The sequence below is a fragment of the Pseudomonas carassii genome, assembly GCF_036324045.1.
GTDB classification, from domain to species: Bacteria; Pseudomonadota; Gammaproteobacteria; order Pseudomonadales; family Pseudomonadaceae; genus Aquipseudomonas; species Aquipseudomonas peradeniyensis.
Genome location: NZ_JAZDCT010000006.1, coordinates 24,116 through 45,061, shown reverse-complemented (window position 1 = coordinate 45,061; position 20,946 = coordinate 24,116). Strand labels below are relative to the sequence as shown.

The following is a 20,946-nucleotide window of genomic DNA, read 5'->3' as shown; positions in this document are numbered from 1 at the left end:
TTGCCAGAAGGCCACCGTCGGCGACGTCCGGTCCGGGAGGCGGTGGTCGGATGGATGATCGGGTCGCGTCTGCAACCGACCCGGACTTTAAGTCTAGACCCGCCTGCGCTATCTTCGCCGCGCCGCAAGCTTGCCCGCCGACGGCGGACGACCGCATTCGCGATGCCTAAAGGAACTGTCAGCATGTTTTCCAGCCGTACCCTCGTCCTCACCCTGGGCGTTGCCTTCATCATTCTCGACCAGTGGGTGAAACTGATCGCCCTGGTCGCCCTGAACAGTCACAGCTATGTCTATGGCAACTCGAGCGTCTGGCTGGACCTGGCCCTGAGCCTCAACCCCGGAGCGTTCCTCAGCCTCGGCGCCGGGCTGGCTCCGTGGCTCAAGCAAATGGTGTTCGTGCTCGCCGTCGGCGTGGTGTGCGCCTGGGCCATGGTCTGGGCTTGGCGCCACTGGCAATCAGCACCGATCAAGGCCAGCGCGGCCTGGTTCATCGCCGTGGGCGGGCTGTCCAACTTGATCGACCGGTTGTTTCGCGACGGCCACGTGGTCGATTACCTGGTCCTCAACATCGGCACCCTGCACACCGGTGTGTTCAACCTGGCCGACATCGCCATCATGGCCGGTGCCGCGGTGCTGGTGGTGGACGGCATTACCCGGCCGAGCAAACGCTGATCCCGCCTCGCCAATGGGCCGTACTGCGCAACGCGGTCGGCCCTGCGAAACAGGCCTTCGGAGCTTTACTACACAATCGTGGGAAGCCACCTACTGCCTTTCCACCATCATCGGAGTGACAGACACGTTAGCCTTTTCGCACCTCAGTTCCAATGCATTCGAGGGTGCGACATGGACGAACGTAAACTGGCCGAACTCGCCGGTTTCAAGCCGGCCGCACGCGGGCAGATTGCCCTGGAGATCGGCCAGCGCAACAATCCTCTCGCCCAGTGGCTGGCCATCGAGGAAATCGACGAGCGCGCCATCACCGCGCATGAGCACTGGCATCCACAGCGGTATGATTTCGGCTGGGAGCGTGTACTGAAATGGAAGGCCCGGCGTGCCCATGCCAGCGCCCTCGACATCGCCCTGTGGCATCACGACCAGCTGGCAGGTTTGTGCTGGGCCTCACCACAGGGCAGCAAGGAGAAGATCATGGTGCTGTACCTGCAGCGCAACCCTGATGATCGCCTGCTGACCAAAGGCCATGTCGCGCCCCTGTGCCTGAGCGGCGTACGCTTTTATGCCAGCATGCTGGGGCTGAAATGGGTCGTGGTGCGAGATCCCTTGCCTCAGGCCCGGGCAGCCTACGAGCGAGATGGTTTCATCCAGGTCAAGGGAATTGGCCTTGCCTACAACTTGGCCGCGGACTACGCTGCATTCACTCGGGAGGACGCATCGCATGACGGTAACACCCAGTGATTTTGAAGCAACCGTCGCCTACTTCAAGGCCGTTGCCGACGAGAAACTCGCGCGACTACGCGCATCGCCCCAGTACGACAGCTTTATCAACGAAGCAGCCGTGGAGGCGTTTGCCAAAGTCGAAGGTTCCGCCTACGCGGGCCGCCCCAAACGAGGCAAAGCCTGCACACCTGAATGACCGAGGCCCTGCCAGCATCCGCAAGGCCTCCATCAGTTGCACTCACTCAGTGCTTGCGACTACCGACACTCTCCAACTGCTCAAGCAACGCCTTGGCCAACGCCTTGTCAGAAAACGGATTCTGCCCGGTGATCAACTCGCGATCGACCACTACATGGGGCTGCCAGGCGTGGGCATAACTCATGCCGCCTCCTGCGCCGGCCATGGCCTTGGCGGGATAGAACTGCAGACGCTGTTCCTTGAGCGAGCCTTCGAACACCTGCTCCTCAGGGTCAGAAAAAATGGTCATGCGATAGCCCTGGTACGTCCAGTCGCTGGCCGCCGGGGTTTCGCCACGGGCGAGCGCGGCGCGATAGGCGACCGGATCCTGCTGCGCCGACAGCAGCGTGATCGGGCCGTGGCAGATGGCGGCCGTGGGCTTGCCGGCCTGGTGGAAATGGCGCAGCAAGGTGCCGACGTCCGGGTTGTTGGCCAGGTCGATCAGCGGCGCATGGCCACCTGGGATGAAGATCCCGGCATATCGGTCCAGATCACCCGCCAGCACCTCCTTCAACGACAGCGTGTCGCGAATGTCCGGCAGGCTTTCGACCACCTGGCGGATTCGCTGCATCTCGCCGGCATCGCCGCCGAAGTACATCGGGTCGATCGAGCGCTCGTCGACACTCGGCGCATTGCCCCTAGGCGTCACCAGCACCAGCTTGTAGCCGGCCTTGAGCAAGCGGTCGGCGGGCACGCCGAACTCGTTGAGGTAATAACCGGTGGGATACGGCTTGCCGTCCTTGAGCGGCAGTTGGTTCTCGCTGGACAGCAGCACCAGCACCTCGCCCTTAGGAGCGGCGACGGTATGACCGGCCAGCAACGCGCCGGCCAGAGCCAGCGCAACGGGAGCAATCTTGTTCATGGTCGATTCCTGATTCAGTTGAATGGCGCGATATCCAGCGGGCGGGCAAGCTGCACCTGGGTCGGCGCGGCCAGCCAATCGGCGGTGGCGGCGCGGTAGGCCTGGTAATGGGGGCTGTGGCGATGGGCCTCGACGGCGGCCTCGTCGACGTACAGCTCGAACAGATCGAACGCCAGCGTCCCACCCTCGCGCACGAACAGGTCGTAGCGCAGGTTGCCGGGCTCGGCGCGGGTCTGCTCGACCATCCGGCGCAGGGCCTGCTCGGTGGCGTCACGGTATTCGGGAAAGGGCTGGATGGTGGCGAAAATGGCGATGCTCATGGGCGACTCCCTCATCAAGTTGGGCCCATCCTAACCATCACGCTATGATTCGATAATTCGAAAGCACTTATTTCTGTGATTCAATTTATGAATATCAGCAACAAGGACCTCAATCTGCTGCACCTGTTCCAGGTGCTCTACGAAGAGCGCAGCGCCTCCCGTGCCGCGCAACGCCTGGCGCTCAGCCAGCCGGCCCTGAGCCACAAGCTCAACAAGCTGCGCCACCAGTTCGGCGACCCGCTGTTCGTGCGCGCGCCACGCGGCCTCACGCCCACCCCCAGGGCCCACGAGCTGGCACCCGAGGTGCGGCAGTTGATCGGGCACCTGCAGGACTTCTTCAGCCGCTGCGACGACGAGCACTTCCTTGAACGCCCGGTCCAGTTGCACCTGTACAGCACCGACTACCTGGAGCAGACCTTGCTGCCCGGGCTGCTGCCGATTCTTCGCAGCCAGGCGCCGAACCTGACCCTGGTCACCCACAACACCCGTGGCGACCTGCCCCGCGAGGCGCTGGAGAAAGGCACCTGCGACCTGGCCATCGCCGGCTTCTACAGCGGCCTGCCAGACACCTTCCACCAGCAGCGCCTGCTCAGCGAGGACTTCGTGGTGCTGGCCGCCGTCGACAACCCGAAGTTGGTCGACGGCCTGACCCTGGAGGCATTCGTGGCCTGCGACCACCTGTTGACGACCTTGACCGGCGATCTCGACGGCCGGGTCGACCAGGCCCTGCGGGCCCTCGGCCGGCAACGCCGGGTGGTGGCCGGGCTGTCCAGTTTCATCGCTCCCACGCGCCTGGTGCGCGGCACCGACCTGTTGCTGACCTGCCTGCGCTCGCTGGCCATGGAGGCAGTAGAGCGCGATCCCGGCTTGCGCCTGCACACCCTGCCCCTGGTGCTGCCGCAGGTCGAGGTGATGCAGATCTGGCACGCGCGCACTCACGCCGATCCCTTGCGCCACTGGTTCCGCCAGCAGGTGTGGCAGGTGGCGCAACAGGTCATTGCACCAGCTGGTTGATCTCGATGATCGGCATCAGCACGGCCATGACGATCAGCAGCACCACCGCGCCCATGACCACGATCATCAACGGCTCCAGCAGCGCGGTCATGCCCATGGCGCGGCGTTCGATGTCCTTGGCCAGGCTGTCGGCGGCGCGGTCGAGCATCGGCGGCAGGTTGCCGGTCTTCTCGCCGCTGGCGATCAGGTGGATGAGCAGCGGCGGAAAGACCTTCTCCACCGCCAGCGCCGAGGCCAGCCCGGCGCCCTCGCGCACCCGCGCCGTGGCCTCGTTGACGCACTGGTCGAGGCGGTCGTTGCCCAGGGTCTGGCGCGCCGCCTCCAACGCCCGCAGCAACGGCACCCCGGCGCTGCCGAGGATCGCCAGGGTGGAGGCGAAACGCGCCGTGTTCAGGCCCAGCACGAAACGCCCGAGCAACGGCAGCCGCAGGATCCGCCCGTGCCAGGCCAGGCGCGCCGCCGGGGCGCGCAGGTAGACCCGCCAGCCCCAGAACGCTCCGGCCATCAGGGCGAAGCACAGCCCCCCCCATTCGCGCACGAAGTCACTGGCCGCCAGCATGGCCAGGGTCAGCCCGGGCAGGTCCTGGCGCGCCTGGGTGAAGGCACTGACCACCTGCGGCACCACGTAGCTGAGCAGGAAGATGACGATACCCACCGACACCAGGCCCACCACCCCGGGGTAGATGAATGCCGTGAGGATCTTGCCGCGCAGGGTGTTGCGGTCCTCGATGTAGTCGGCCAGGCGCTCCATCACCTGAGCCAGGTCGCCGGATTCCTCGCCCGCCGCCACCAGTGCCCAGTAGATCTCGGGGAAATCCCTCGGCCGCTCGGCCAGGGCGTCGGCCAGGCGCATGCCGCTGCGCACATCGCCGCGCACCGCCCCCAGCAACTGTGCCACATGCTTGCGCTCGGCCTGCTCCAGGGTCGCCCCCAGCGCCGCCTCCAGCGGCAGACCGGCGGCCAGCAGACTGGCCAGCTGACGCGTGGCCCAGGCCAGGTCGCCGTCGGACAGTTTCGCGCCGAACAGGCCACTGCCCTGCCCGGCCACGGCCTGGACTTCGACCTCCAGGGTGGTCAGGCCCAGGGCGCGCAACTGGGCCATCGCCGCCCCCGGACTGTCGGCTTCGAGCAGGCCCTTGACCACGCGTCCCTGGGCATCGGCGGCTTCATAGCGATAGCGGTTCATCAGGCGTCCCGTGTCACGCGCAGGATCTCTTCCAGGCAGGTGCTGCCACTGTCAACCCAGCGTTGGCCATCCTCGCGCATGCTGCGCATGCCGTTGCGCCGGGCGGCGGCGCGCAGGGCTTGTTCGCCCGCGCCCTGGTGCACCAGGCTGCGGACCTCGTCGTCCACGCAGAACAACTCGTGGATGCCGGTACGGCCGCTGTAGCCGCAGTGGTTGCAGTGCGCGCAACCCACCGCGCGGTACTGCCCGGGCGTTGTCGGGTCGGGCTCGCGACAGTGCGGGCACAATCGGCGCACCAGGCGCTGGGCCAATACCCCGAGCAGCGCCGAGGCCAGCAGGAACGGTTCGACGCCCATGTCGATCAGGCGGTTGACCGCCGACACCGCATCGTTGGTGTGCAGGGTGGCCAGCACCAGGTGCCCGGTCAGCGAGGCCTGTACGGCGATCTGCGCGGTCTCCAGGTCACGGATCTCGCCGATCATGATCACGTCCGGGTCCTGGCGCAGGATGGCGCGCAGGGCGACGGCGAAGCTCATGTCGATGCGCGCGTTGACCTGGATCTGGCTGATGCCCGGCAAGTCGTATTCCACCGGATCCTCCACGGTGAGGATGTTGCTGACGCTGGCGTCCAGCCGTGCCAGGGCGGCGTACAGGCTGGTGGTCTTGCCTGAGCCGGTGGGGCCGGTAACCAGCACGATGCCGTGGGGCTGGCGAATCAGCTGGTCGAGCCGCTCCAGCAGGCTGGCGTCCATGCCCAGCGTCTCCAGGCGCAGGCGTCCGGCCTGCTTGTCGAGCAGGCGCATCACCACCCGCTCGCCATGACCGGTGGGCACGGTGGAAACGCGGATATCGATCGGTCGCCCGGCCACGCGTAGGGCGATGCGGCCGTCCTGGGGCAGGCGTTTTTCGGCGATATCCAGCTGCGCCATGATCTTGATCCGCGACACCAGCGCGCCGTGCAGCGCCTTGCGCGGCGAGACCACGTCGCGCAGGGTGCCGTCGACCCGGTAGCGCACCAGGCAGTGGCTCTCGAACGGCTCGATATGGATATCGCTGGCCTGGTCGCGCGCGGCCTGGGTGAGCAAGGCGTTGATCATGCGGATCACCGGCGCGTCATCCTGGGCCTCGAGCAGGTCGGTGACTTCCGGGATGTCCTGCAGCAGGCGATCCAGGTCCACCTCGTTCTCCGCCGCGCCCACCACCGCGGCCGCGCTGCCGGTGTCGGCGTAGGCGCTGACCAGCAGAGTATCCATCTGCGCATCGTCGAGCGCCTCGATCCGCGCCGGGCCATGGCGTCTGCGCACCTCGGCCACTGCCCAGGCCGGGCTCGACGGGCAGCGCGACAGCACCGCCCCGTCCTCACCGTCCACCCGCAACACCAGGCGCTGGGCCTTGGCCCACGCGTATGGCAGGCGGCTCAACGCGCCACCTCGTCCACCGGCACAGCGCGGATCGCGGCCCGTGGTGCGCGCAGCGCCGCCGGCTGGGCGCGGCCCTGGTCGGGTACGCCCTGCTCCACCGGAGGCAGCAGCGGCATGTCCATGTCTGGCAAGGCCCAGGAGTGGTCGGGCTTGAGACTGCCCTGGGCGCGGCGGATGAAATCGTAGCGGTTCAGGGTGATGCTGCGCCCGACCGCGGCATCGCGCACGATGTACGGACGCAGGAACACCATCAGGTTGGTCTTGTTGCTGGCGCGGCGCTCGCTGCGAAACAACGCACCAACCCCCGGCAGCCCGGACAGCCACGGAATGCCCTCGTTGGTCTGGGTGTAGCCGTCCTGCAGCAGGCCGCCCAGGACCATGATCTGGCCATCGTCGAGCAGGATGCTGGTGTCGATGGCGCGCTTGTTGGTCACCGTGCCGGCCGCGCTGGAGGCACGCTGGTCGACGCTGCTGACCTCCTGGTAGACGTCCAGCTTGACCGTGCCGCCCTCGGAGATCTGCGGACGCACGTTCAGTCGCAGCCCCACCTCCTCGCGCTGGATGGTCTGAAACGGGTTGTTGCTGTTGCCGCCGCCGTCGGTGACGTACTGACCACTGACGAAGGGGATGGTCTGGCCGACGAAGATGCTCGCCGCCTCGTTGTCCAGGGTCAGTAGGTTGGGTGTCGACAGCACGTTGCTGCCACCCTTGCTCTTCAGCGCCCGGGCCAGCACCTTGAGGTCGAGCACCTCGCCGATGCCCGGGATCTTCACCGTGCCGTCGACCACCCCTACCGACAGCCCCTTGGGCAGCACGTCGATGCTGCTGGGCCCCTTGACCAGGCCGCTGCCACCGAGGTTGGCACCGCCGAACACGCCATTCTTGCCAAGGTTGCCGGCCTGCCACTGGATGCCGAACTCGTTGGCATCGTCCTCGCCGACCTCGACGATCAGGCTTTCCACCACCACCTGGGCGCGGCGCTGGTCGAGCTGGTCGATGACTTCGCGCAGGCTGCGGTACAGCGGCTCGGGGGCGGAGATCAGCAGGGTGTTGGTGGTCTTGTCGGCCTGGATGGTGGCGCCACCGGCGGAGAACGCGGTGCCCTGGTCGTTCTGTTGGGTGCTGCTGCCATAACCATTCGGTGTAGTGCCGGCGCTCTGGTTGCTACTGCGGCTGGCATTGGCGTTGTTGTTGGCACTGTTGCCCTGCGCGCTGCTGCCATTGCCGCTGGTGCCGTTGCCACTGCCGCCGGTGAGCATGCCGCCGCCGCTGAGCAGCGCGCGCGTGGCGTCGTTGCCGGTGCTGTCGCTCTCGCCGGTCAGCAGCCCGCGCAGGCTCTGCGCCAGCTTGTCGGCCTGGGCATTGCGCAGGTACACCACATGCAGGTTGCCGGCGCTGTTCTGGGCGTTGTCGAGCTTGTAGATCAGGTCACGTGCCAGCTGGGTGCGCTCGGGGCTGCCGGAACGGATCACCACGCTGTTCGAACGCGGGTCGCCCAGCACGCTGATCTTCTGGGTCGGGTCGCTGCCCTGGCTGTCGAGCAGTTCGTTGACCATGCCGGCGATGTCGCTGGCGATCCCGTTGTTGATCGCCACCACGTCGGTGTCGATGGCCGTGGGAATGTCGACCCGGTCGAGGATCTGCGCCACCCGTTCGAGGTTCTCGGCGTAGTCGGTAACGACCAAGGTGTTGTTGCCGGGGTAGGCATTGATCGGGTTGTCGGGCGAGACGATCGGGCGCAGCACCGGGATCAGGTTGACGGCGTTCTCGTACTGCAGGCGGAAGGTGCGGGTGACCATGCCGTTGCCGGCGTCGTGGTCCCCGGACACCAGCGCGCCGCCGAGCAGCTTGGCGTCGGCCTGGGGCACCACCTGGGCCACGCCGCCGACGTCGACCACGCTGAAACCCTGCATGCGCAGGGCCGACAACAGCATGCCATAGGCTTTGCTGGCGGGGACCTCGCCCTCGGAGACCAAGGTCAGCTGGCCCTTGACCCGCGGATCGACCAGGAACTGCCGGCCCGTGGCGCGGGACAGACCACGCACCACGGCCTGGATATCGGCGTCGACGAAGTTCAGCTGTACCGGCTGGTCACCCAGTGGATTCGCCTGGGGCGGCGTTGCCACGGCGCGGCTGTGGCGCTGACCGACCCGAGGGGCAGGCTGACGCGTTGCCGGGCGGGCCTGTGCCTCGGGCTGCGCACGATGATCCAGCACACCCGTCGAGGTGCTGGCCTCGGCCAACGGGCGACCCAGCTCGCTGCTGGCCAAGGGGCGTTGCACGCTCGGCGCGCTGGTGCAGGCGCTGAGCGCCAGGGCCAGGAGCAAGGGCGCGAACGGCAGTCGCGGTGTACGGAGACACGTCATGAAGGGTCCTTAGCGCCATGCGCCTGATCCATGCGAAGGGTTCCGGAGAAGGTCACCGGGCTGCCCGGTTCGGCAGCCGGGTCGCGGCGCAGCGCCAGTTGGCCGATGTCCAGCCCCAGCCGTGGCGGCACACCCTGCAGCCAAGCCATCGCCGCCTCGGCGGGGGCTCGCTGCCAGCTCAGGCGCCAAGCATCACCGTCGGCGTCGAGTTGTGTGTGTGCCTGCAGGCCGGCCTGCTCCAGGCTTTGCCGCAGTGCCACGGCGGTGTCTGCGGGCCGCTGCGCCAGACGCTCGCCAAGCAGCGCGTCGAGCGCCTGCGCCTGGCCGCGCAGCTTGGGTGTCTCGGCTTGCCAGTGGTCGATCCGGGCCAGCGCAGGCTGGACCAGCACCTGCCAGCAGAGCAGCACGCCAAGCAGGCCGCCGCCCAGGGTGACGGCGCGACGTTCCCGTGCAGCCAGGGCCTGCCAACGCTGCCGTCCCTGTGCACGCAGGGTAGCCAGGCGCAGCTTAATCGGCATGGGCCAGCTCCTCGCCGGACGGCTTGGTCGCGCGCAGAGTCCAGCCCTGCCCGCTGGCCTGGCCGTCGATGCCACGGGCGGCAAGCTCGGCCTGCCAGGCGCTGCCCGTCGAGACCTTGCCGCCGTCAGCCAGGGCTGTGATACGCAGTTGGCCATCCTGGTAATCCATGGCTTCGACATTGCCGGCCAGGAACGGCATGACCTGCCCGGCGCCCTCCAGCAATGCCGCCAACCCAGGCGCCGCGCCGCCCTGCCCACCCTGCAGTTGCTGACGCGCCTGCTGCAACGGGTTGAGCACCACCGGCAATTGCGGGAAGGCCATGCGCACCTGGGTGACCATTTGGGTACGCAATTCTTCGCCCTCGCGGGCCAGGTGCGCGGCGTAAAGGTTAAGGCCCAGACACCAGACCAGCGTTGCCGCCGACCAGATGCCCAACGTGCGCCCCCAGGCCATCGGCTTCGCCGGCCCGGCCAGCCCGCCGCACAGATCCGCCGCCGACAGGGCATCGTCCTGTCGGGCGTACAAACCAGCCGGCCTGATTCCATCGGCCTGCAACCACGCCTGCAGCCTCGCCAGTTCCGTCAACCCGAGCCAGGCCACCGCGACCTGTCCATCGGCCCGACGCGCCCCATGCGCAACATGGACCTGCCCAGCATCGCCCAGCACCAGCGCTTGCACCGCGCAGCACACGGCCGACGTCAGGCGCTTGCCGGCCAAGGGTGGCATGGCGATCTCCAAGGCCAGGCTATCGTGCTCGTGCAGGTGCAGACGCCAAGGCGCGCCGTTGGCCTCCCGGAGCAATTGCCCACGGCTCGCCTGCCCGCACTGATCGGCCAGGCGATATTCCAGCAGCGACGCCTCGTCCAATTCGGCCAGCGGTACCAGCCACACGTCCATGACTGTACTCATGCGCCCACCCGGCGCCAGATGACATCCGGCAACTGTCCCTCGCGCTGGCGCAGCAGCGCCTGCAGGGGAAGCTCGCGACTGCCCAGGCGCGCCAGGCCGCGCAGGCGGAACCAGTCGCTGTTGATCCCCACCCGCACGTTGGCCATGGCCAAAGACGGCATGCGCAGGCGATTGACGAAATCGCCGCGGTTGATGAACCAACGCCCGCCGTCGCGCTCGGCCACCAACGCCGCGGCCTGCTGCAAAGACAGGCCCGGCACCTGGGCGGCCAGCACTTCGGCGCTGGCGGTATTGCCGTTGACCCAGGTCAGCGCCGGCAGCACCGTGACGAAACGGCGCAAGCGCTCCAGGGCTTGGCCATCCATGCCCTTGAGCCCAGCCAGGGCCTCGACGCTGCGCAGCATCGGGCGCCTGGCCGGCAACACTTCGGCGGCGCTGGTCGGTGAGGTCGCACGACCGCTGTCCAGAGCCAGGCCGGCACTGGCAGGAGTGACCGGCGGGCGCTGTGCGTAGCTGTCGATCACCTGCCCGGCAATGGCCGTGGCCAGTCGCTCATCGATACCGATCAGCGTGCACAGGCGCCGGAAGGTCGCCAGCGCCTCGGCGTCCACCTGACCATCGACCACCAGGTTGCGCAGGTTGAACTTGCCCTGCTCGTCCTCCAATTGCCCGTCGAAACGCACGCTGCCGGACGGCACATCGCGCATCGGCTGGGACCAGGGCTGGCCGCCACGCACCAGCGGATCGCGCAGGCGCTGTTCGAACAGCACCTGGCGGCTAAGCTGCAAGCCGCCTTCCAGGGCCCACTGGCCCTGCAACGCCAGTTGACGGTTCTCCACCTGACGGGTCAGCAACCCCTGACGCTCGATCATGCCAGCGGCGATCACCGCCACCACCGCGGCGATCAGCAATGCACTGATCACGGCCATGCCCTCCTGGCGCGCCATGGCCGGTCACAACTGCCAGGAGCCGAGATCGGCATTGACCCCGTCGCCGCCGGCCTGGCCGTCGGCGCCCAGGGAGAACACATCGATCTCGCCGTTGGCGCCCGGGTTCAGGTACTGGTACGGGCGCCCCCATGGGTCGTTGGGCAGGCGGTCGAGGTAGGCGCGCCATTGGCCGTCCTTGGCCTGGGCCGGTTTTTCCACCAGCACCTTCAGGCCCTGGTTCTGGTTGGGGTAGGCGCCGTTGTCCAGCCGGTACAGCTTGAGCGCCTGCATCAGCCCGCCGATGTCCTGCCGCGCCGCGGTGGCCCGGGCCTGGTCGGGGCGATCGAGCACCTTGGGCACCACCATCGCCGCGAGAATCCCGAGGATCACCACCACCACCATGATCTCGATCAGGGTAAAACCCTGTTGGCGGATACGCTGGGCGGGCATGTTGCGGCGGGCGATCTGCATCTCGGCATTCCTTGCTTGAGTTCGAATCGGGGGCCGATTGTGGCAAGCCGGTATGTCACGGATATTGAAAAAGCTCGGGAGTCGGCGTCGTCAAACCGTCATCGCGCCGCTCTACAGTGCCGCTTTGGCCTGCGCGAATCGCGAATGGAGCTCCCGTGCGCACCACCGAGGACGGTTTAACCCTGATCGAAGTGCTGGTGGCGCTGACCATCGTCGCCGTGGCCATGGCCGCCGCCGTGCGGGCCACCGGCTTGATGACCCAGGGCAATGGGTTGTTGCGCGACAAGGGGCTGGCCCTGCTGGCGGCCCAGGGGCGCCTGGCCGAGCTGCGCCTGGAAGGCGATACGAAGCCAGGCGTCAGGCAGTTCGAATGCGACCAGGGGCGTTTGCGCCTGCGCTGTGAGCAACGCCTGTCGCGTGCGCCGGGGGCGATGCTGGAAGTGTCGCTGCAGGTTTTCAACCGCCAGCGCGAAGGGCCAGCGCTGGCGCGATTGCAGACATTGGTGAGTCAGTGAGCGCAGCGCATCATTTCAGCGTGACGCTCGCCTCCGGATGCCCCGCCTCAACCCGCGCCGCATACCGCTGCGCCAGCACCGCACAGACCATCAGCTGGATCTGATGGAACAGCATCAACGGCAGGATCATCGCCCCGATGCCGCCGCCGACGAACAACACCTGCGCCATGGGCACGCCCGTCGCCAGGCTCTTCTTGGAGCCAGCGAACAGAATGGTGATGCGGTCCTCGACGTTAAACCCCATCAGCCGCCCGAGCAAGCGCGTGCCCAACAGCACCACCGCCAGCAGGATCCCGCACACGGCGAACAACCCGGCCAGATGTTGCGGCGACACCGTGTGCCACAGGCCGGTGACCACCGCCTCGCTGAACGCGGTGTACACCACCAGCAGGATCGAGCCCTGGTCCACCCCTTTCAGCCAGCGCGCATTGCGCTTGACCCAGGCGCCGATCCAGCGGCGGGCGACCTGCCCAGCGACGAAGGGCACCAGCAACTGCAGGGTGATCTTCAACACCGCGTCCAGCCCGGAGCCGGTGTCGCCCGAAGCGCCCAGCAGCAGCATCACCAGCAGCGGCGTCAGGAAGATCCCCAGCAGGCTCGAGGCCGCCGCGCTGCAGATCGCCGCCGGCACATTGCCCCGGGCCAGCGAGGTGAAGGCGATGGCCGACTGCACCGTGGCCGGCAAGGCGCACAGGTACAGCACGCCCAGGTACAGCTCGTTGCCCACCAGCGGCACGAACAGCGGCTTGAACGCCAGCCCCAGCAACGGGAACAGCACGAAGGTACAGGTGAACACCAGCAGGTGCAGGCGCCAGTGACCGGCGCCGGCGATGATCGCCTCACGCGACAGCTTGGCGCCGTGCAGGAAGAACAGCAGGCCGATGGCCAAATTGGTCAGCCAGCCGAACAGCAGCGCGCCCTCGCCGGAGCACGGCAGCACGGTGGCGATGAACACCACCCCGAGCAGGGCCAGGGTGAAGTTGTCGAACAGCATCCGTAGATATCTCATCTCAGTTTCCGTCTTGTCTTTGTGCAAGCCTGGACGATAAGGTCTTGGCCTTTGTGCCGCTAACGCTGGCCCCCCTGTCGGTGTCGCCCAACGGACACCTCGCTTCGCCACGCCCCTGATCCACGACAAGGAACGCCCCACCATGAAACGCCCCCCACACCTGCTGCTGGCCGCCACCCTGACGCTGGCCGCGCCGCCGCTGCTGGCCAACGACCTGCAAGCCACCGTCGATGGCGTCATTCCGCCGCTCATGCGCGAGCAAGGCATCGCCGGCATGGCCGTGGCGGTGTACGCCAACGGCCAGTCGCACTTCTTCAACTACGGCCTGGCCGACAGGGCCAACCGCCAGGCGGTGAGCCGCGACACGCTGTTCGAGGTCGGCTCGGTGAGCAAGACCTACACCGCGACCCTCGCCGCCCTGGCCAGCGCCGAAGGCAAGCTCGACCTGCAGGCCCCGGCCAGCCGCTACCAGCCGGCCCTGGCCAAAGCCTCGATCGGCAAGGCCAGCGTGCTGGAACTGGGGGCCTACAGCGGCGACTGCCTGCCCTTGCAGTTCCCCGATGAGGTGCAGACCCCGGCACAGACGCTGGCCTGGTTCCAGCACTGGCAGCCCCGCTTCGCCCCCGGCACTCACCGCTGCTACTCGAACCCCAGCCTGGGCCTGTTCGGCGACCTGGCGGCCCGCGCCCAGCAACGGCCCTTCGCCGAGCTGATGACCCAGCAGGTGCTGCCCCGCCTGGGGCTCGAGCACACCTACCTGGAAGTGCCGGCCAGCGCCCGCGGGCTCTACGCGCAAGGCTACGACGCCAACGACAAGCCGGTGCGGGTCAACCCGGGCCCCTACGCCGAGCAGGCCTACGGCATCAAGACCAGTGCCAGCGACCTGCTGCGATATGTGCAACTGCAACTGCAGCCGGACACGCTCGACCCGGCACTGCGCAAGGCCATCGCCATCACCCAGTCCGGTTACTTCCAGGTCGGCGCCATGACCCAGGGCCTGGGCTGGGAGCGCTACCCCTACCCGGTCAGCCTCGACACCTTGTTGGAATACAACGGCGCCAAGATCATCCGCGGAGAAAACCCGATCAAGGCGTTGAACCCGGCACTGCCCGCCGAGCCTGCCGCCTGGTACAACAAGACCGGCGCCACCGGCGGCTTCGGTGCCTACGTGGCGTTCGTGCCGTCCAGGCAGATGGGCATCGTGCTGCTGGCCAACCGCAACTACCCCAACGAAGAACGCGTGCGCGCCGCGCAACGCATCCTTTCCAGCCTGGAGCCGTAACATGTTGAAGATCCTGGGCAAGGCCTCGTCGATCAACGTGCGCAAGGTGCTGTGGACCTGCGTCGAACTGAACCTGCCGTTCCAGCGCGAAGACTGGGGCAGCGGCTTTCGCGCCACCGACACCCCCGAGTTCCTGGCGCTGAACCCCAACGCCATGGTGCCGGTGATCGTCGATGGCGACTTCGTGCTGTGGGAGTCCAATACCATCCTGCGCTACCTGGTCAACCAGTACGGCGGCGAGTCGCTCTACCCCGGCGCCCCGCGCGCCCGCGCCGCGGTGGACCAGTGGCTCGACTGGCAGGCTACCGACCTCAACGACGCCTGGCGCTATCCGTTCATGTCGCTGGTGCGCCAATCGCCGGCGCATCAGGATCCCGCGCTGCTGGCCGTCAGCAGCGCCCAGTGGACGGCCAGGATGCGCCTGCTCGAAGCACGCCTGCAGGCCACCGGCGCCTATGTCGCCGGCGACGACTTCAGCATCGCCGACGTGGCCATCGGCCTGTCCCTCAACCGCTGGCGGCGCACCCCGCTGGAGCACCCGGAGCTGCCGGCGCTGGAGGCCTATCATGAGCGACTGCGGCAACGCCCCGGCTACCTCGAGCACGGCGACAACGGACTGGCGTGACAGAACCGGCAGGATTGTCCGACAAGATGTAGTGACTAAAAATAATCACTACAAACCTGTTGACGCCCTTCCCGCGCCTTGTGCATGATGAGGCCGTCTCCCCGATCGGGAGCGGTGGCAAGGGTGTTCCAGACGGCCTGCGCGGTAACGCAGGCCGTCCGTGGAGAGGGAAACTGCCCAGAAGGCAGCGTGAGAAAGCCCCTGTTGCGATGCTGCTGTAGCAGCCTTGGTTAGCGCGCTACATGGTGTGGCGCCGAATGTGAACTTCAGCCGAACTTCACCAACGAATGAGAGTAATGGGGGCTTTATGATGAACTTGAACAACAATCCAACCATCGACCAATTGGCCCGGCTGTTCGCCGCGCGCAAGGACAGCCTCGACGACCATCTGCTGTGGGTCAGCCAGTCCGGCGAGGTCCGCCTTGACCGCCTGCCGCCAAACACGGTCGAAGCCGAATTTGAATCGCACATGCCCAGCATGCGCGCCCGCTTCAAGGTCTACCGCCGTGGCCAGGGCTACGTCGGCAGAAAGGCCGCCGCCGACACCACCTTCGTCGGTCGCGTACTGGAGAGCCTGCAACAAGAATGGCCCGCCGCCCGCGAACGGCAGGCAATCAAGGTGATCGACGCGCTGAACTGAACCCACGCAGCTCACCGTATCTTGAGCCCGGCCTGAAAAGGCCGGGCTTTTTCATTCCAGCTAGGCGAGGCGCCGACGTGGCATCTGTTCCGGCAGCGGTAAAGCGCCGGTTGCCAGAGCACGGGCGCGATCCACGCCCCAGACCAGCGCACGGGTCATGGTCTCGCCCGGCCGCGAGGGGTAGTACTCCTCCAGCAAGGCCTCGCCACTGCGGGCATACAGCCCGAGAAACAACTGCGTGGCACCGACCCTGGACAGGCGCACCTGCACATCGATGCTGGTGCCGTCGCTCAGTTCCTCGTCGTGACTGCGGCTGTGCAGCTGCGCATCGGCCCACTGCCAGTAGGTCTCTTCCCTGATTCGCATTGAAGTCGATACTCCGTGTCTGAAATGCCGCGCAAGAAAAGCACAGCCTCGAGCCTTCGGCGAGGGGGACGCACCTATACCATGAGCGGGGTCAAGAAATGGCGGGAAAAGCGTGCCGTCGGGCGGTTGCGTCTTGATTGAGCAAGCGCGATTGCGGAGCAAGCCCGCTCCTGCTTGTGGGAGCGGACTTGCCCCGCGATGGGGTCAGTGCTGACTCACTTCTTCGACGGGACACGCGGCGTGAAACGCCCCTTCTTGGCCCGCTGCAGGTGCGCCGGTTGCAGTTGCTCCGACTCGTCCAGGGTCATGTTGGCAAAGCCCAGACGCACGGCCGCCTGGCCGCAGCGCACCTGGCTGTTGATCGGAAACGCATCGTTCAGGTCTTCGAAATAGGATTCGCTCATGCCCTGTCTCCCTCCAATGGTAACCGTGCCGGCAAGCAATGCGCCTGCCTAGTAAAGCGGCGGTCCGTTGAAGTGAGACTAGCCGGTCATTTGCGGACCAGCCGGACAAAATCTCCTGGTCCGACCAGTGGCAACTGGCCTTACTTCAGACGCACTGCCGTGCCGGTGGCGAACACCACGACCATGCCGCCCTGTACCGATGGCATGCTGATCTCGAAGTCCACGCCCACCAGCGCATCGGCTTGCAACTGCCGTGCCCGCGCCATGAGTTCCTCGGTGGCCTGCTCGCGGGCCAGCTTCAGCGCGCCTTCCAGGGTCTGCGAGCGGCCACCGAAGAAGTCGCGAAAGCGCGCGAAGAAATCGCGCACGAAGTTGATCCCCTGCACCGATTCGGCGCTGACCACGCCGAGGTACTCGGCAATCGGGCGGCCGTCGAGCTGGCTGGTGGTGCTGATGATCATGGGTGTCGCTCCTGAAACAAGACAAAAGAGCACGATCCTAACAAATCCACCGCGACCAAATTACACAAGCAACAACTTGAATAATGATTTTCCGGCTCCTAGACTCCCAGCGCAGGACCACGCAAGGAGCGTACATGACCGCCATCCCCGAACAGCCGCCGGCCCGTTGGAGCGAACTGCTCAGCGGCGGCAACGCGCTGCGCTCGATCGCCCTGGCCGGCGGCGTCGCCCTGCACGCCATAAATGTCTATATCGTCACCACCCTGCTGCCGACGGTGATCGACGAGATTGGCGGATTGGCCTTCTATGCCTGGAACACCACCCTGTTCGTGGTCGCCTCGATCATCGGCTCCACCCTCTCCACCCGCCTGCTGGCCCGTGGCGGACCGCGGGTCGCCTACCTGCTGGCACTACTGGTGTTCGCCCTTGGCTCGATGCTCTGTGCCCAGGCCGGGAGCATGCCGATGCTGCTGCTCGGGCGCAGCGTGCAGGGCCTGGGTGGCGGCATTCTGTTCGCCCTGAGCTATGCGCTGATCCACCTGGTGTTCGACAGCCGCCTGTGGCCCCGCGCCATGGCGCTGGTCTCGGCGATGTGGGGCGTGGCCACGCTGTGCGGCCCGGCCGTGGGCGGGGTGTTCGCCGAAGGCGGGCACTGGCGCTGGGCGTTCTGGTCACTGTTGCCGGTGGCTGGCGCCCTGGCGCTGATCGTCTGCCTGCGCCTGCCGACGCGCCAGGCCCTGGACGACAATGGCGCGCGCCCGGCCTATGGGCTGATCGCTTGCCTGGTGGCCTCGGTACTGGCGATCTGCGCGGCCAGCCTGGCCGATACCTTGTGGATCAACCTGGCCGGCATCGTCGTGGGCCTCGCCCTCGCCGCGCTGATCGCCCGTCTCGATCCACGGGCGCACCATCACCTGTTGCCCACCGGGGCCTACAGCCTCAGGCAGCCGATGGGCGCGCTGTTCGCCATGATGTGCCTGCTGGTGGCAGCTATCACCACCGAAATCTATGTGCCCTACTTCCTGCAGCGCATCCATGGCTTCGGCCCGCTGGCCGCCGGCTACCTGACCGCCGTGATGGCCGCAGGCTGGACGGTCGGTGCCCTGGCCAGCGCCGGTCGCGACCGTGACGGCGGCGCCTGGCAGATCCGCAGCGGGCCGCTGGTGGTGGCCGTGGCGCTATTGGCCCTGGCCCTGCTGACCCCCGCCCCAGACTGGATTGCCAGCGCGCCGGGCCTGGCCCTGTTCGCCCTGGCCCTGGCCGGCGTGGGCCTGGGCATCGGCCTGGGCTGGCCGCACCTGCTCACCCGAGTGCTGCAGGCAGCGCGCCCCGGCGAGGAAAACCTTGCCTCGGCCTCGATCACCACCGTGCAACTTTACGCCACCGCCCTGGCTGCAGCCCTGGCCGGGCTGGTCGCCAACGGTGCCGGGCTGGTCGAGCCCGGCGGCGAGCAAGGCGCGCGTCAGGCGGCGCTATGGCTGTTCGCCGTGTTCGCCTGCGCGCCGCTGCTGGCGCTGCCGTTGGCGCTGCGCCTCACCTCTGAACGCAAGGAGTGCCCATGAAGGAATCCAAGGAAGTCTACGAACGGATCAGCGAGCAGTTCGAAGACTTCACCAGCCACGCCAGCCAGCGCGGGGTCGAGGTCGACACGTTTCGCTACATGGCCGGCGAGGTGACCGGCGAAGAGATCCTCGACCTGGCCTGCGGCCATGGTTTCTTCAGCCGCCGCCTGAAGGACTGGGGCGCGGCGCGGGTGCACGGCGTGGATATCTCGCCAAGCATGATCTACCAGGCGCGCCAGGCCAACGACGGCATTGCCTACGAAGTGCGCGACGTGGCGCAGATGGGCCGCATCGGCCAGTTCGACAAGGTTACCGCTGCCTGGCTGTTCAACTACGCCGGCAGCGTCGAGGAACTGCGGCGCATGTTCGAAAGCGTCGCGCTCAACCTCAAGCAGGACGGGCAACTGATCGCCTACACGGCCAACCCCGCCTTCGACCTGGCCCGAGGTAACTTCACCGAGTACGGCATCCGAGTGCTTGACGAGCAGCCAGTGGACGGTGGCTTGCGCTGCCGAGGGCAGTTCATGAGCACGCCGCCCGCGGACTTCACCTATTACCGCTGGGACAAGGCAGTCTACGAGCAGGCCGCCCACGATGTCGGCCTGCACAACGTGCGCTGGATCGCCCCGCTGATCAGCGGGATCCGCAAGAAGGCGCATCCACCGGGGTATTGGGATCTGTTCGAGCAGAACAGCCTGCAGGTCGGGCTGATCTGCAGTCGCTGAAATGATCGGGGCTTACGCATTTCCCCTGTAGGAGCGGCCTTGTGTCGCGAAAGGGGCGCGAAGCGGCCCCAGGATTTTGCGTTAGTGCAAAGATTGCCGGGGCTGCTGCGCAGCCCTTTCGCGACACAAGGCCGCTCCTACAGGGAAAGCGCAGGACGCTAGACCCGCACCAACCACTCATCCACCAGCCCATGACGCGCCAGGGCCTCGCACCACGCCGGCTCTGCCTCGACCTGGACTTCATTGCAGTCGAGCTCATGCAGCGCCTGTAACACCTGCGGAACACCGGGATCCTCCAGCACCTGGCAACGCGCACGGGCATACCGACCGTCCCGCCTCGCCTGCGCCCCATGCAACACCAGCGTCGGCGCCCGCCCATCGAGCACCTTGGCCGAAGCCGGGCAGTCCAGCCCCTGGTCGAGCAGTACCCGCAAGGGCACCACCGGTTCAGCTCGTTGCCCGGCGACCGGCGCCACCAGCGAGGTGTCGCAGGCCTTCACCCAGTCACACGTGGTCAGCAATGCCGAAGCCCTGCCCCGCCAGTGCGCCAGGGGCGTCTGCTCGTCGCAATGGCTGAGCATCACACCCTCGCCCAGCGCGCCGATCTCCAGCGCCGCCGGACGCAACACCCGCACCCACGGGCGCTGGCGCTCGATGCGCGAGAAGAACCCGCGATTGAGCGCCCGTGCCCGTGGGCAAGGCAATGCCTCGACCGCGATACCCGCCTCGCGCAGACGATCCGCACCGATACTCTGCGAGACGTCGCCGCTGGCCGTGACCACCCGACGTACTCCCGCCGCCACCAGGGCATCGGCGCACGGTGGCGTGCGCCCATGGTGGCCGCAGGGCTCCAGGGTTACATAGGCGGTCGCCCCCCGCGCTGCCGTGCCCGCTTCACGCAAGGCGTGCACTTCGGCGTGGGCCTGACCGGCGCGCTGGTGCCAGCCGCGCCCCACCACCTGCCCGGCGTTGACGATCACGCAGCCGACCCGCGGGTTGGGCATGGTGCTGTACAGGCCCTGGCTGGCGAGCGCCAGGGCCATGTCCAGGTAGTGGCGGTCGATCGCACTCACGTGCGGACCAGCGCCAGCAGGTAGCGGGCTTCGCCATGCTGGCGCTCGATCACCTCCAGCCCCTGCCAGGTAAAACCATGCGCCTCGAGGGTCTGGCGGATGCCGTCGTCGGTGAAGAAGTAGCCCTGGCGCTGGTTGTCCATCTCGCGCCAGCCCGGCTGCGGATGCGCCGCGTCGACCCCGAACACGTTAAGCCCCACCAGCGCGCCGGGGCGCAGCAGGCGACGCACATGGCCCAGGTACGCGCCCCATTCGTCCGGGTGCTGGTGGTGGAAGCAACCATTGTCCAGCGCCGCGTCGAACACCGTGCCCGGCGCTGGCTGCCAGTCCTGCATGGCCTTGTTGACCAGGTCCAGGCGATTGCCCCAGCGTTTGCGCAGCAACGGCCAGCTGGAGTTTTCGACGATATCCAGCCCGGTGACCCGGTGCCCGGCGAGAATGAACGTGGAGGCGTCACGGCCACGGCCCACACCGATGTCCAGCACATGCTGGTCGGGGCGCGGGTCGAGACGTTCGAGAAAAGCCTGGGCCGCCTGGATCATGCCGATGTCCCACGACCACTCGTCTTCGCCATGGCTGTAACGGTGCACGAACGAGGTGTCGAGGGCCTTGCGATAATCGCCCTGGGCCATGAAGTCACTTGCTTGCTTGCTCATC

At 67.1% G+C, this 20,946-nt stretch carries 25 protein-coding genes; 10 read left to right on the top strand and 15 right to left on the bottom strand.

Annotated elements, in window-relative coordinates; genetic code table 11:
• Positions 1 to 183: 183 nt before the first annotated feature.
• The 3 genes from V0R62_RS06300 to V0R62_RS06290 all read left to right on the top strand — a co-directional run bounded on the left by V0R62_RS06300 (position 184) and on the right by V0R62_RS06290 (position 1,591).
• Positions 184 to 672, top strand: a complete 489-nt coding sequence (locus V0R62_RS06300; RefSeq protein WP_330103125.1) for a signal peptidase II — start codon at positions 184 to 186, stop codon at positions 670 to 672.
• 171 nt (positions 673 to 843) lie between these two features.
• Positions 844 to 1,413, top strand: a complete 570-nt coding sequence (locus V0R62_RS06295) for a hypothetical protein (RefSeq protein ID WP_330103124.1) — start codon at positions 844 to 846, stop codon at positions 1,411 to 1,413.
• Positions 1,394 to 1,591: a hypothetical protein gene (locus V0R62_RS06290; RefSeq protein ID WP_330103123.1), complete on the top strand. Its 198-nt coding sequence runs from the start codon at positions 1,394 to 1,396 to the stop codon at positions 1,589 to 1,591. The genes V0R62_RS06295 and V0R62_RS06290 overlap by 20 nt, the downstream gene beginning before the upstream one ends.
• 46 nt (positions 1,592 to 1,637) lie before the next feature.
• Here the strand turns inward: V0R62_RS06290 and V0R62_RS06285 are convergent, their stop codons facing one another.
• Together V0R62_RS06285 and V0R62_RS06280 are read right to left on the bottom strand one after the other, a co-directional pair.
• The gene (locus V0R62_RS06285) at positions 1,638 to 2,492 is read right to left on the bottom strand and encodes a type 1 glutamine amidotransferase domain-containing protein (protein WP_330103122.1); all 855 of its coding nucleotides are present in this window, start codon (positions 2,490 to 2,492) and stop codon (positions 1,638 to 1,640) included.
• 14 nt (positions 2,493 to 2,506) lie between these two features.
• Positions 2,507 to 2,812 carry a putative quinol monooxygenase gene (locus tag V0R62_RS06280; RefSeq protein WP_280080110.1) on the bottom strand — a complete coding sequence of 102 codons (306 nt, stop codon included), beginning with the start codon at positions 2,810 to 2,812 and terminating at the stop codon, positions 2,507 to 2,509.
• Positions 2,813 to 2,899: 87 nt separating this feature from the next.
• Between V0R62_RS06280 and V0R62_RS06275 the strand changes: the two genes are divergently transcribed.
• Positions 2,900 to 3,826 (top strand): LysR family transcriptional regulator, encoded by a 927-nt coding sequence (locus tag V0R62_RS06275; protein ID WP_330103121.1) that lies wholly within the window; start codon positions 2,900 to 2,902, stop codon positions 3,824 to 3,826.
• On the opposite strand, the gene gspF is transcribed toward V0R62_RS06275, so the two are convergent.
• Genes gspF through gspG form a run of 7 tightly spaced genes read right to left on the bottom strand, consistent with a single transcriptional unit; the run spans position 3,807 to position 11,627 of the window.
• Positions 3,807 to 5,012: a type II secretion system inner membrane protein GspF gene (gene gspF, locus V0R62_RS06270; RefSeq protein WP_330103120.1), complete on the bottom strand. Its 1,206-nt coding sequence runs from the start codon at positions 5,010 to 5,012 to the stop codon at positions 3,807 to 3,809. The genes V0R62_RS06275 and gspF overlap by 20 nt on opposite strands.
• Positions 5,012 to 6,433: a type II secretion system ATPase GspE gene (gspE, locus tag V0R62_RS06265; RefSeq protein ID WP_330103119.1), complete on the bottom strand. Its 1,422-nt coding sequence runs from the start codon at positions 6,431 to 6,433 to the stop codon at positions 5,012 to 5,014. Before gspE ends, gspF begins: the two co-directional genes overlap by 1 nt.
• A complete protein-coding gene (gene gspD / locus V0R62_RS06260) occupies positions 6,430 to 8,799 on the bottom strand; it encodes a type II secretion system secretin GspD (RefSeq protein ID WP_330103118.1) in 2,370 nt (789 codons plus the stop codon). Before gspD ends, gspE begins: the two co-directional genes overlap by 4 nt.
• Positions 8,796 to 9,317: a type II secretion system protein GspM gene (gene gspM / locus V0R62_RS06255; RefSeq protein ID WP_330103117.1), complete on the bottom strand. Its 522-nt coding sequence runs from the start codon at positions 9,315 to 9,317 to the stop codon at positions 8,796 to 8,798. Before gspM ends, gspD begins: the two co-directional genes overlap by 4 nt.
• A complete protein-coding gene (gspL, locus tag V0R62_RS06250; RefSeq protein ID WP_330103116.1) occupies positions 9,307 to 10,227 on the bottom strand; it encodes a type II secretion system protein GspL in 921 nt (306 codons plus the stop codon). The genes gspM and gspL overlap by 11 nt, the downstream gene beginning before the upstream one ends.
• A complete protein-coding gene (gspK, locus tag V0R62_RS06245) occupies positions 10,224 to 11,156 on the bottom strand; it encodes a type II secretion system minor pseudopilin GspK (protein ID WP_330103115.1) in 933 nt (310 codons plus the stop codon). Before gspK ends, gspL begins: the two co-directional genes overlap by 4 nt.
• 24 nt (positions 11,157 to 11,180) lie before the next feature.
• Positions 11,181 to 11,627: a type II secretion system major pseudopilin GspG gene (gene gspG, locus V0R62_RS06240; protein ID WP_050706125.1), complete on the bottom strand. Its 447-nt coding sequence runs from the start codon at positions 11,625 to 11,627 to the stop codon at positions 11,181 to 11,183.
• A 155-nt stretch (positions 11,628 to 11,782) separates the two neighbouring features.
• On the opposite strand from gspG, the gene gspI reads away from it, so the two are divergent.
• On the top strand, positions 11,783 to 12,142 hold the full coding sequence (gene gspI / locus V0R62_RS06235) for a type II secretion system minor pseudopilin GspI (protein WP_330103114.1): 360 nt from the start codon (positions 11,783 to 11,785) through the stop codon (positions 12,140 to 12,142).
• Positions 12,143 to 12,152: 10 nt separating this feature from the next.
• Here gspI and V0R62_RS06230 read toward each other — a convergent pair whose 3' ends face one another.
• Positions 12,153 to 13,151 carry a bile acid:sodium symporter family protein gene (locus tag V0R62_RS06230; RefSeq protein WP_330103113.1) on the bottom strand — a complete coding sequence of 333 codons (999 nt, stop codon included), beginning with the start codon at positions 13,149 to 13,151 and terminating at the stop codon, positions 12,153 to 12,155.
• A 142-nt stretch (positions 13,152 to 13,293) separates the two neighbouring features.
• Here V0R62_RS06230 and ampC point away from each other — a divergent pair, with 142 nt between their 5' ends.
• The 3 genes from ampC (at position 13,294) to V0R62_RS06215 (ending at position 15,698) form a co-directional block, all read left to right on the top strand.
• Entirely contained in the window at positions 13,294 to 14,433 is a 1,140-nt protein-coding gene (ampC, locus tag V0R62_RS06225; protein WP_330103112.1) for a class C beta-lactamase, read from the top strand.
• A 1-nt stretch (position 14,434) separates the two neighbouring features.
• Positions 14,435 to 15,058: a glutathione S-transferase family protein gene (locus V0R62_RS06220; RefSeq protein WP_330103111.1), complete on the top strand. Its 624-nt coding sequence runs from the start codon at positions 14,435 to 14,437 to the stop codon at positions 15,056 to 15,058.
• A 307-nt stretch (positions 15,059 to 15,365) separates the two neighbouring features.
• The gene (locus tag V0R62_RS06215) at positions 15,366 to 15,698 is read left to right on the top strand and encodes a hypothetical protein (RefSeq protein WP_330103110.1); all 333 of its coding nucleotides are present in this window, start codon (positions 15,366 to 15,368) and stop codon (positions 15,696 to 15,698) included.
• A 60-nt stretch (positions 15,699 to 15,758) separates the two neighbouring features.
• Here the strand turns inward: V0R62_RS06215 and V0R62_RS06210 are convergent, their stop codons facing one another.
• The 3 genes from V0R62_RS06210 to V0R62_RS06200 all read right to left on the bottom strand — a co-directional run bounded on the left by V0R62_RS06210 (position 15,759) and on the right by V0R62_RS06200 (position 16,929).
• The gene (locus V0R62_RS06210) at positions 15,759 to 16,064 is read right to left on the bottom strand and encodes a hypothetical protein (RefSeq protein ID WP_330103109.1); all 306 of its coding nucleotides are present in this window, start codon (positions 16,062 to 16,064) and stop codon (positions 15,759 to 15,761) included.
• Between the two features lie 215 nt (positions 16,065 to 16,279).
• Positions 16,280 to 16,468, bottom strand: coding sequence for a hypothetical protein (locus V0R62_RS06205; protein WP_028691681.1), 189 nt, complete (start codon positions 16,466 to 16,468; stop codon positions 16,280 to 16,282).
• Between the two features lie 140 nt (positions 16,469 to 16,608).
• Positions 16,609 to 16,929: a heavy metal-binding domain-containing protein gene (locus V0R62_RS06200; protein ID WP_050705861.1), complete on the bottom strand. Its 321-nt coding sequence runs from the start codon at positions 16,927 to 16,929 to the stop codon at positions 16,609 to 16,611.
• Positions 16,930 to 17,063: 134 nt separating this feature from the next.
• Between V0R62_RS06200 and V0R62_RS06195 the strand changes: the two genes are divergently transcribed.
• The gene (locus tag V0R62_RS06195) at positions 17,064 to 18,491 is read left to right on the top strand and encodes an MFS transporter (RefSeq protein WP_330103108.1); all 1,428 of its coding nucleotides are present in this window, start codon (positions 17,064 to 17,066) and stop codon (positions 18,489 to 18,491) included.
• Positions 18,488 to 19,216, top strand: a complete 729-nt coding sequence (locus V0R62_RS06190) for a class I SAM-dependent methyltransferase (protein ID WP_330103107.1) — start codon at positions 18,488 to 18,490, stop codon at positions 19,214 to 19,216. Before V0R62_RS06195 ends, V0R62_RS06190 begins: the two co-directional genes overlap by 4 nt.
• A 158-nt stretch (positions 19,217 to 19,374) precedes the next feature.
• On the opposite strand, the gene ribD is transcribed toward V0R62_RS06190, so the two are convergent.
• Both ribD and V0R62_RS06180 read right to left on the bottom strand, forming a co-directional pair.
• Positions 19,375 to 20,289, bottom strand: a complete 915-nt coding sequence (gene ribD, locus V0R62_RS06185) for a bifunctional diaminohydroxyphosphoribosylaminopyrimidine deaminase/5-amino-6-(5-phosphoribosylamino)uracil reductase RibD (protein ID WP_330103106.1) — start codon at positions 20,287 to 20,289, stop codon at positions 19,375 to 19,377.
• A complete protein-coding gene (locus tag V0R62_RS06180; protein ID WP_330103105.1) occupies positions 20,286 to 20,945 on the bottom strand; it encodes an SAM-dependent methyltransferase in 660 nt (219 codons plus the stop codon). The genes ribD and V0R62_RS06180 overlap by 4 nt, the downstream gene beginning before the upstream one ends.
• Position 20,946 lies beyond the last annotated feature (1 nt).

Bases quoted from the DNA above. Each gene is read 5' to 3' on its own strand.
- V0R62_RS06300 (WP_330103125.1), top strand. From the start codon at position 184: ATGTTTTCCAGCCGTACCCTCGTCCTCACCCTGGGCGTTGCCTTCATC.
- V0R62_RS06295 (WP_330103124.1), top strand. From the start codon at position 844: ATGGACGAACGTAAACTGGCCGAACTCGCCGGTTTCAAGCCGGCCGCA.
- V0R62_RS06290 (WP_330103123.1), top strand. From the start codon at position 1,394: ATGACGGTAACACCCAGTGATTTTGAAGCAACCGTCGCCTACTTCAAG.
- V0R62_RS06285 (WP_330103122.1), bottom strand. From the start codon at position 2,492: ATGAACAAGATTGCTCCCGTTGCGCTGGCTCTGGCCGGCGCGTTGCTG.
- V0R62_RS06280 (WP_280080110.1), bottom strand. From the start codon at position 2,812: ATGAGCATCGCCATTTTCGCCACCATCCAGCCCTTTCCCGAATACCGT.
- V0R62_RS06275 (WP_330103121.1), top strand. From the start codon at position 2,900: ATGAATATCAGCAACAAGGACCTCAATCTGCTGCACCTGTTCCAGGTG.
- gspF (WP_330103120.1), bottom strand. From the start codon at position 5,012: ATGAACCGCTATCGCTATGAAGCCGCCGATGCCCAGGGACGCGTGGTC.
- gspD (WP_330103118.1), bottom strand. From the start codon at position 8,799: ATGACGTGTCTCCGTACACCGCGACTGCCGTTCGCGCCCTTGCTCCTG.
- gspM (WP_330103117.1), bottom strand. From the start codon at position 9,317: ATGCCGATTAAGCTGCGCCTGGCTACCCTGCGTGCACAGGGACGGCAG.
- gspL (WP_330103116.1), bottom strand. From the start codon at position 10,227: ATGAGTACAGTCATGGACGTGTGGCTGGTACCGCTGGCCGAATTGGAC.
- gspK (WP_330103115.1), bottom strand. From the start codon at position 11,156: ATGGCCGTGATCAGTGCATTGCTGATCGCCGCGGTGGTGGCGGTGATC.
- gspG (WP_050706125.1), bottom strand. From the start codon at position 11,627: ATGCAGATCGCCCGCCGCAACATGCCCGCCCAGCGTATCCGCCAACAG.
- V0R62_RS06230 (WP_330103113.1), bottom strand. From the start codon at position 13,151: ATGAGATATCTACGGATGCTGTTCGACAACTTCACCCTGGCCCTGCTC.
- ampC (WP_330103112.1), top strand. From the start codon at position 13,294: ATGAAACGCCCCCCACACCTGCTGCTGGCCGCCACCCTGACGCTGGCC.
- V0R62_RS06220 (WP_330103111.1), top strand. From the start codon at position 14,435: ATGTTGAAGATCCTGGGCAAGGCCTCGTCGATCAACGTGCGCAAGGTG.
- V0R62_RS06215 (WP_330103110.1), top strand. From the start codon at position 15,366: ATGATGAACTTGAACAACAATCCAACCATCGACCAATTGGCCCGGCTG.
- V0R62_RS06210 (WP_330103109.1), bottom strand. From the start codon at position 16,064: ATGCGAATCAGGGAAGAGACCTACTGGCAGTGGGCCGATGCGCAGCTG.
- V0R62_RS06205 (WP_028691681.1), bottom strand. From the start codon at position 16,468: ATGAGCGAATCCTATTTCGAAGACCTGAACGATGCGTTTCCGATCAAC.
- V0R62_RS06200 (WP_050705861.1), bottom strand. From the start codon at position 16,929: ATGATCATCAGCACCACCAGCCAGCTCGACGGCCGCCCGATTGCCGAG.
- V0R62_RS06195 (WP_330103108.1), top strand. From the start codon at position 17,064: ATGACCGCCATCCCCGAACAGCCGCCGGCCCGTTGGAGCGAACTGCTC.
- V0R62_RS06190 (WP_330103107.1), top strand. From the start codon at position 18,488: ATGAAGGAATCCAAGGAAGTCTACGAACGGATCAGCGAGCAGTTCGAA.
- V0R62_RS06180 (WP_330103105.1), bottom strand. From the start codon at position 20,945: ATGAGCAAGCAAGCAAGTGACTTCATGGCCCAGGGCGATTATCGCAAG.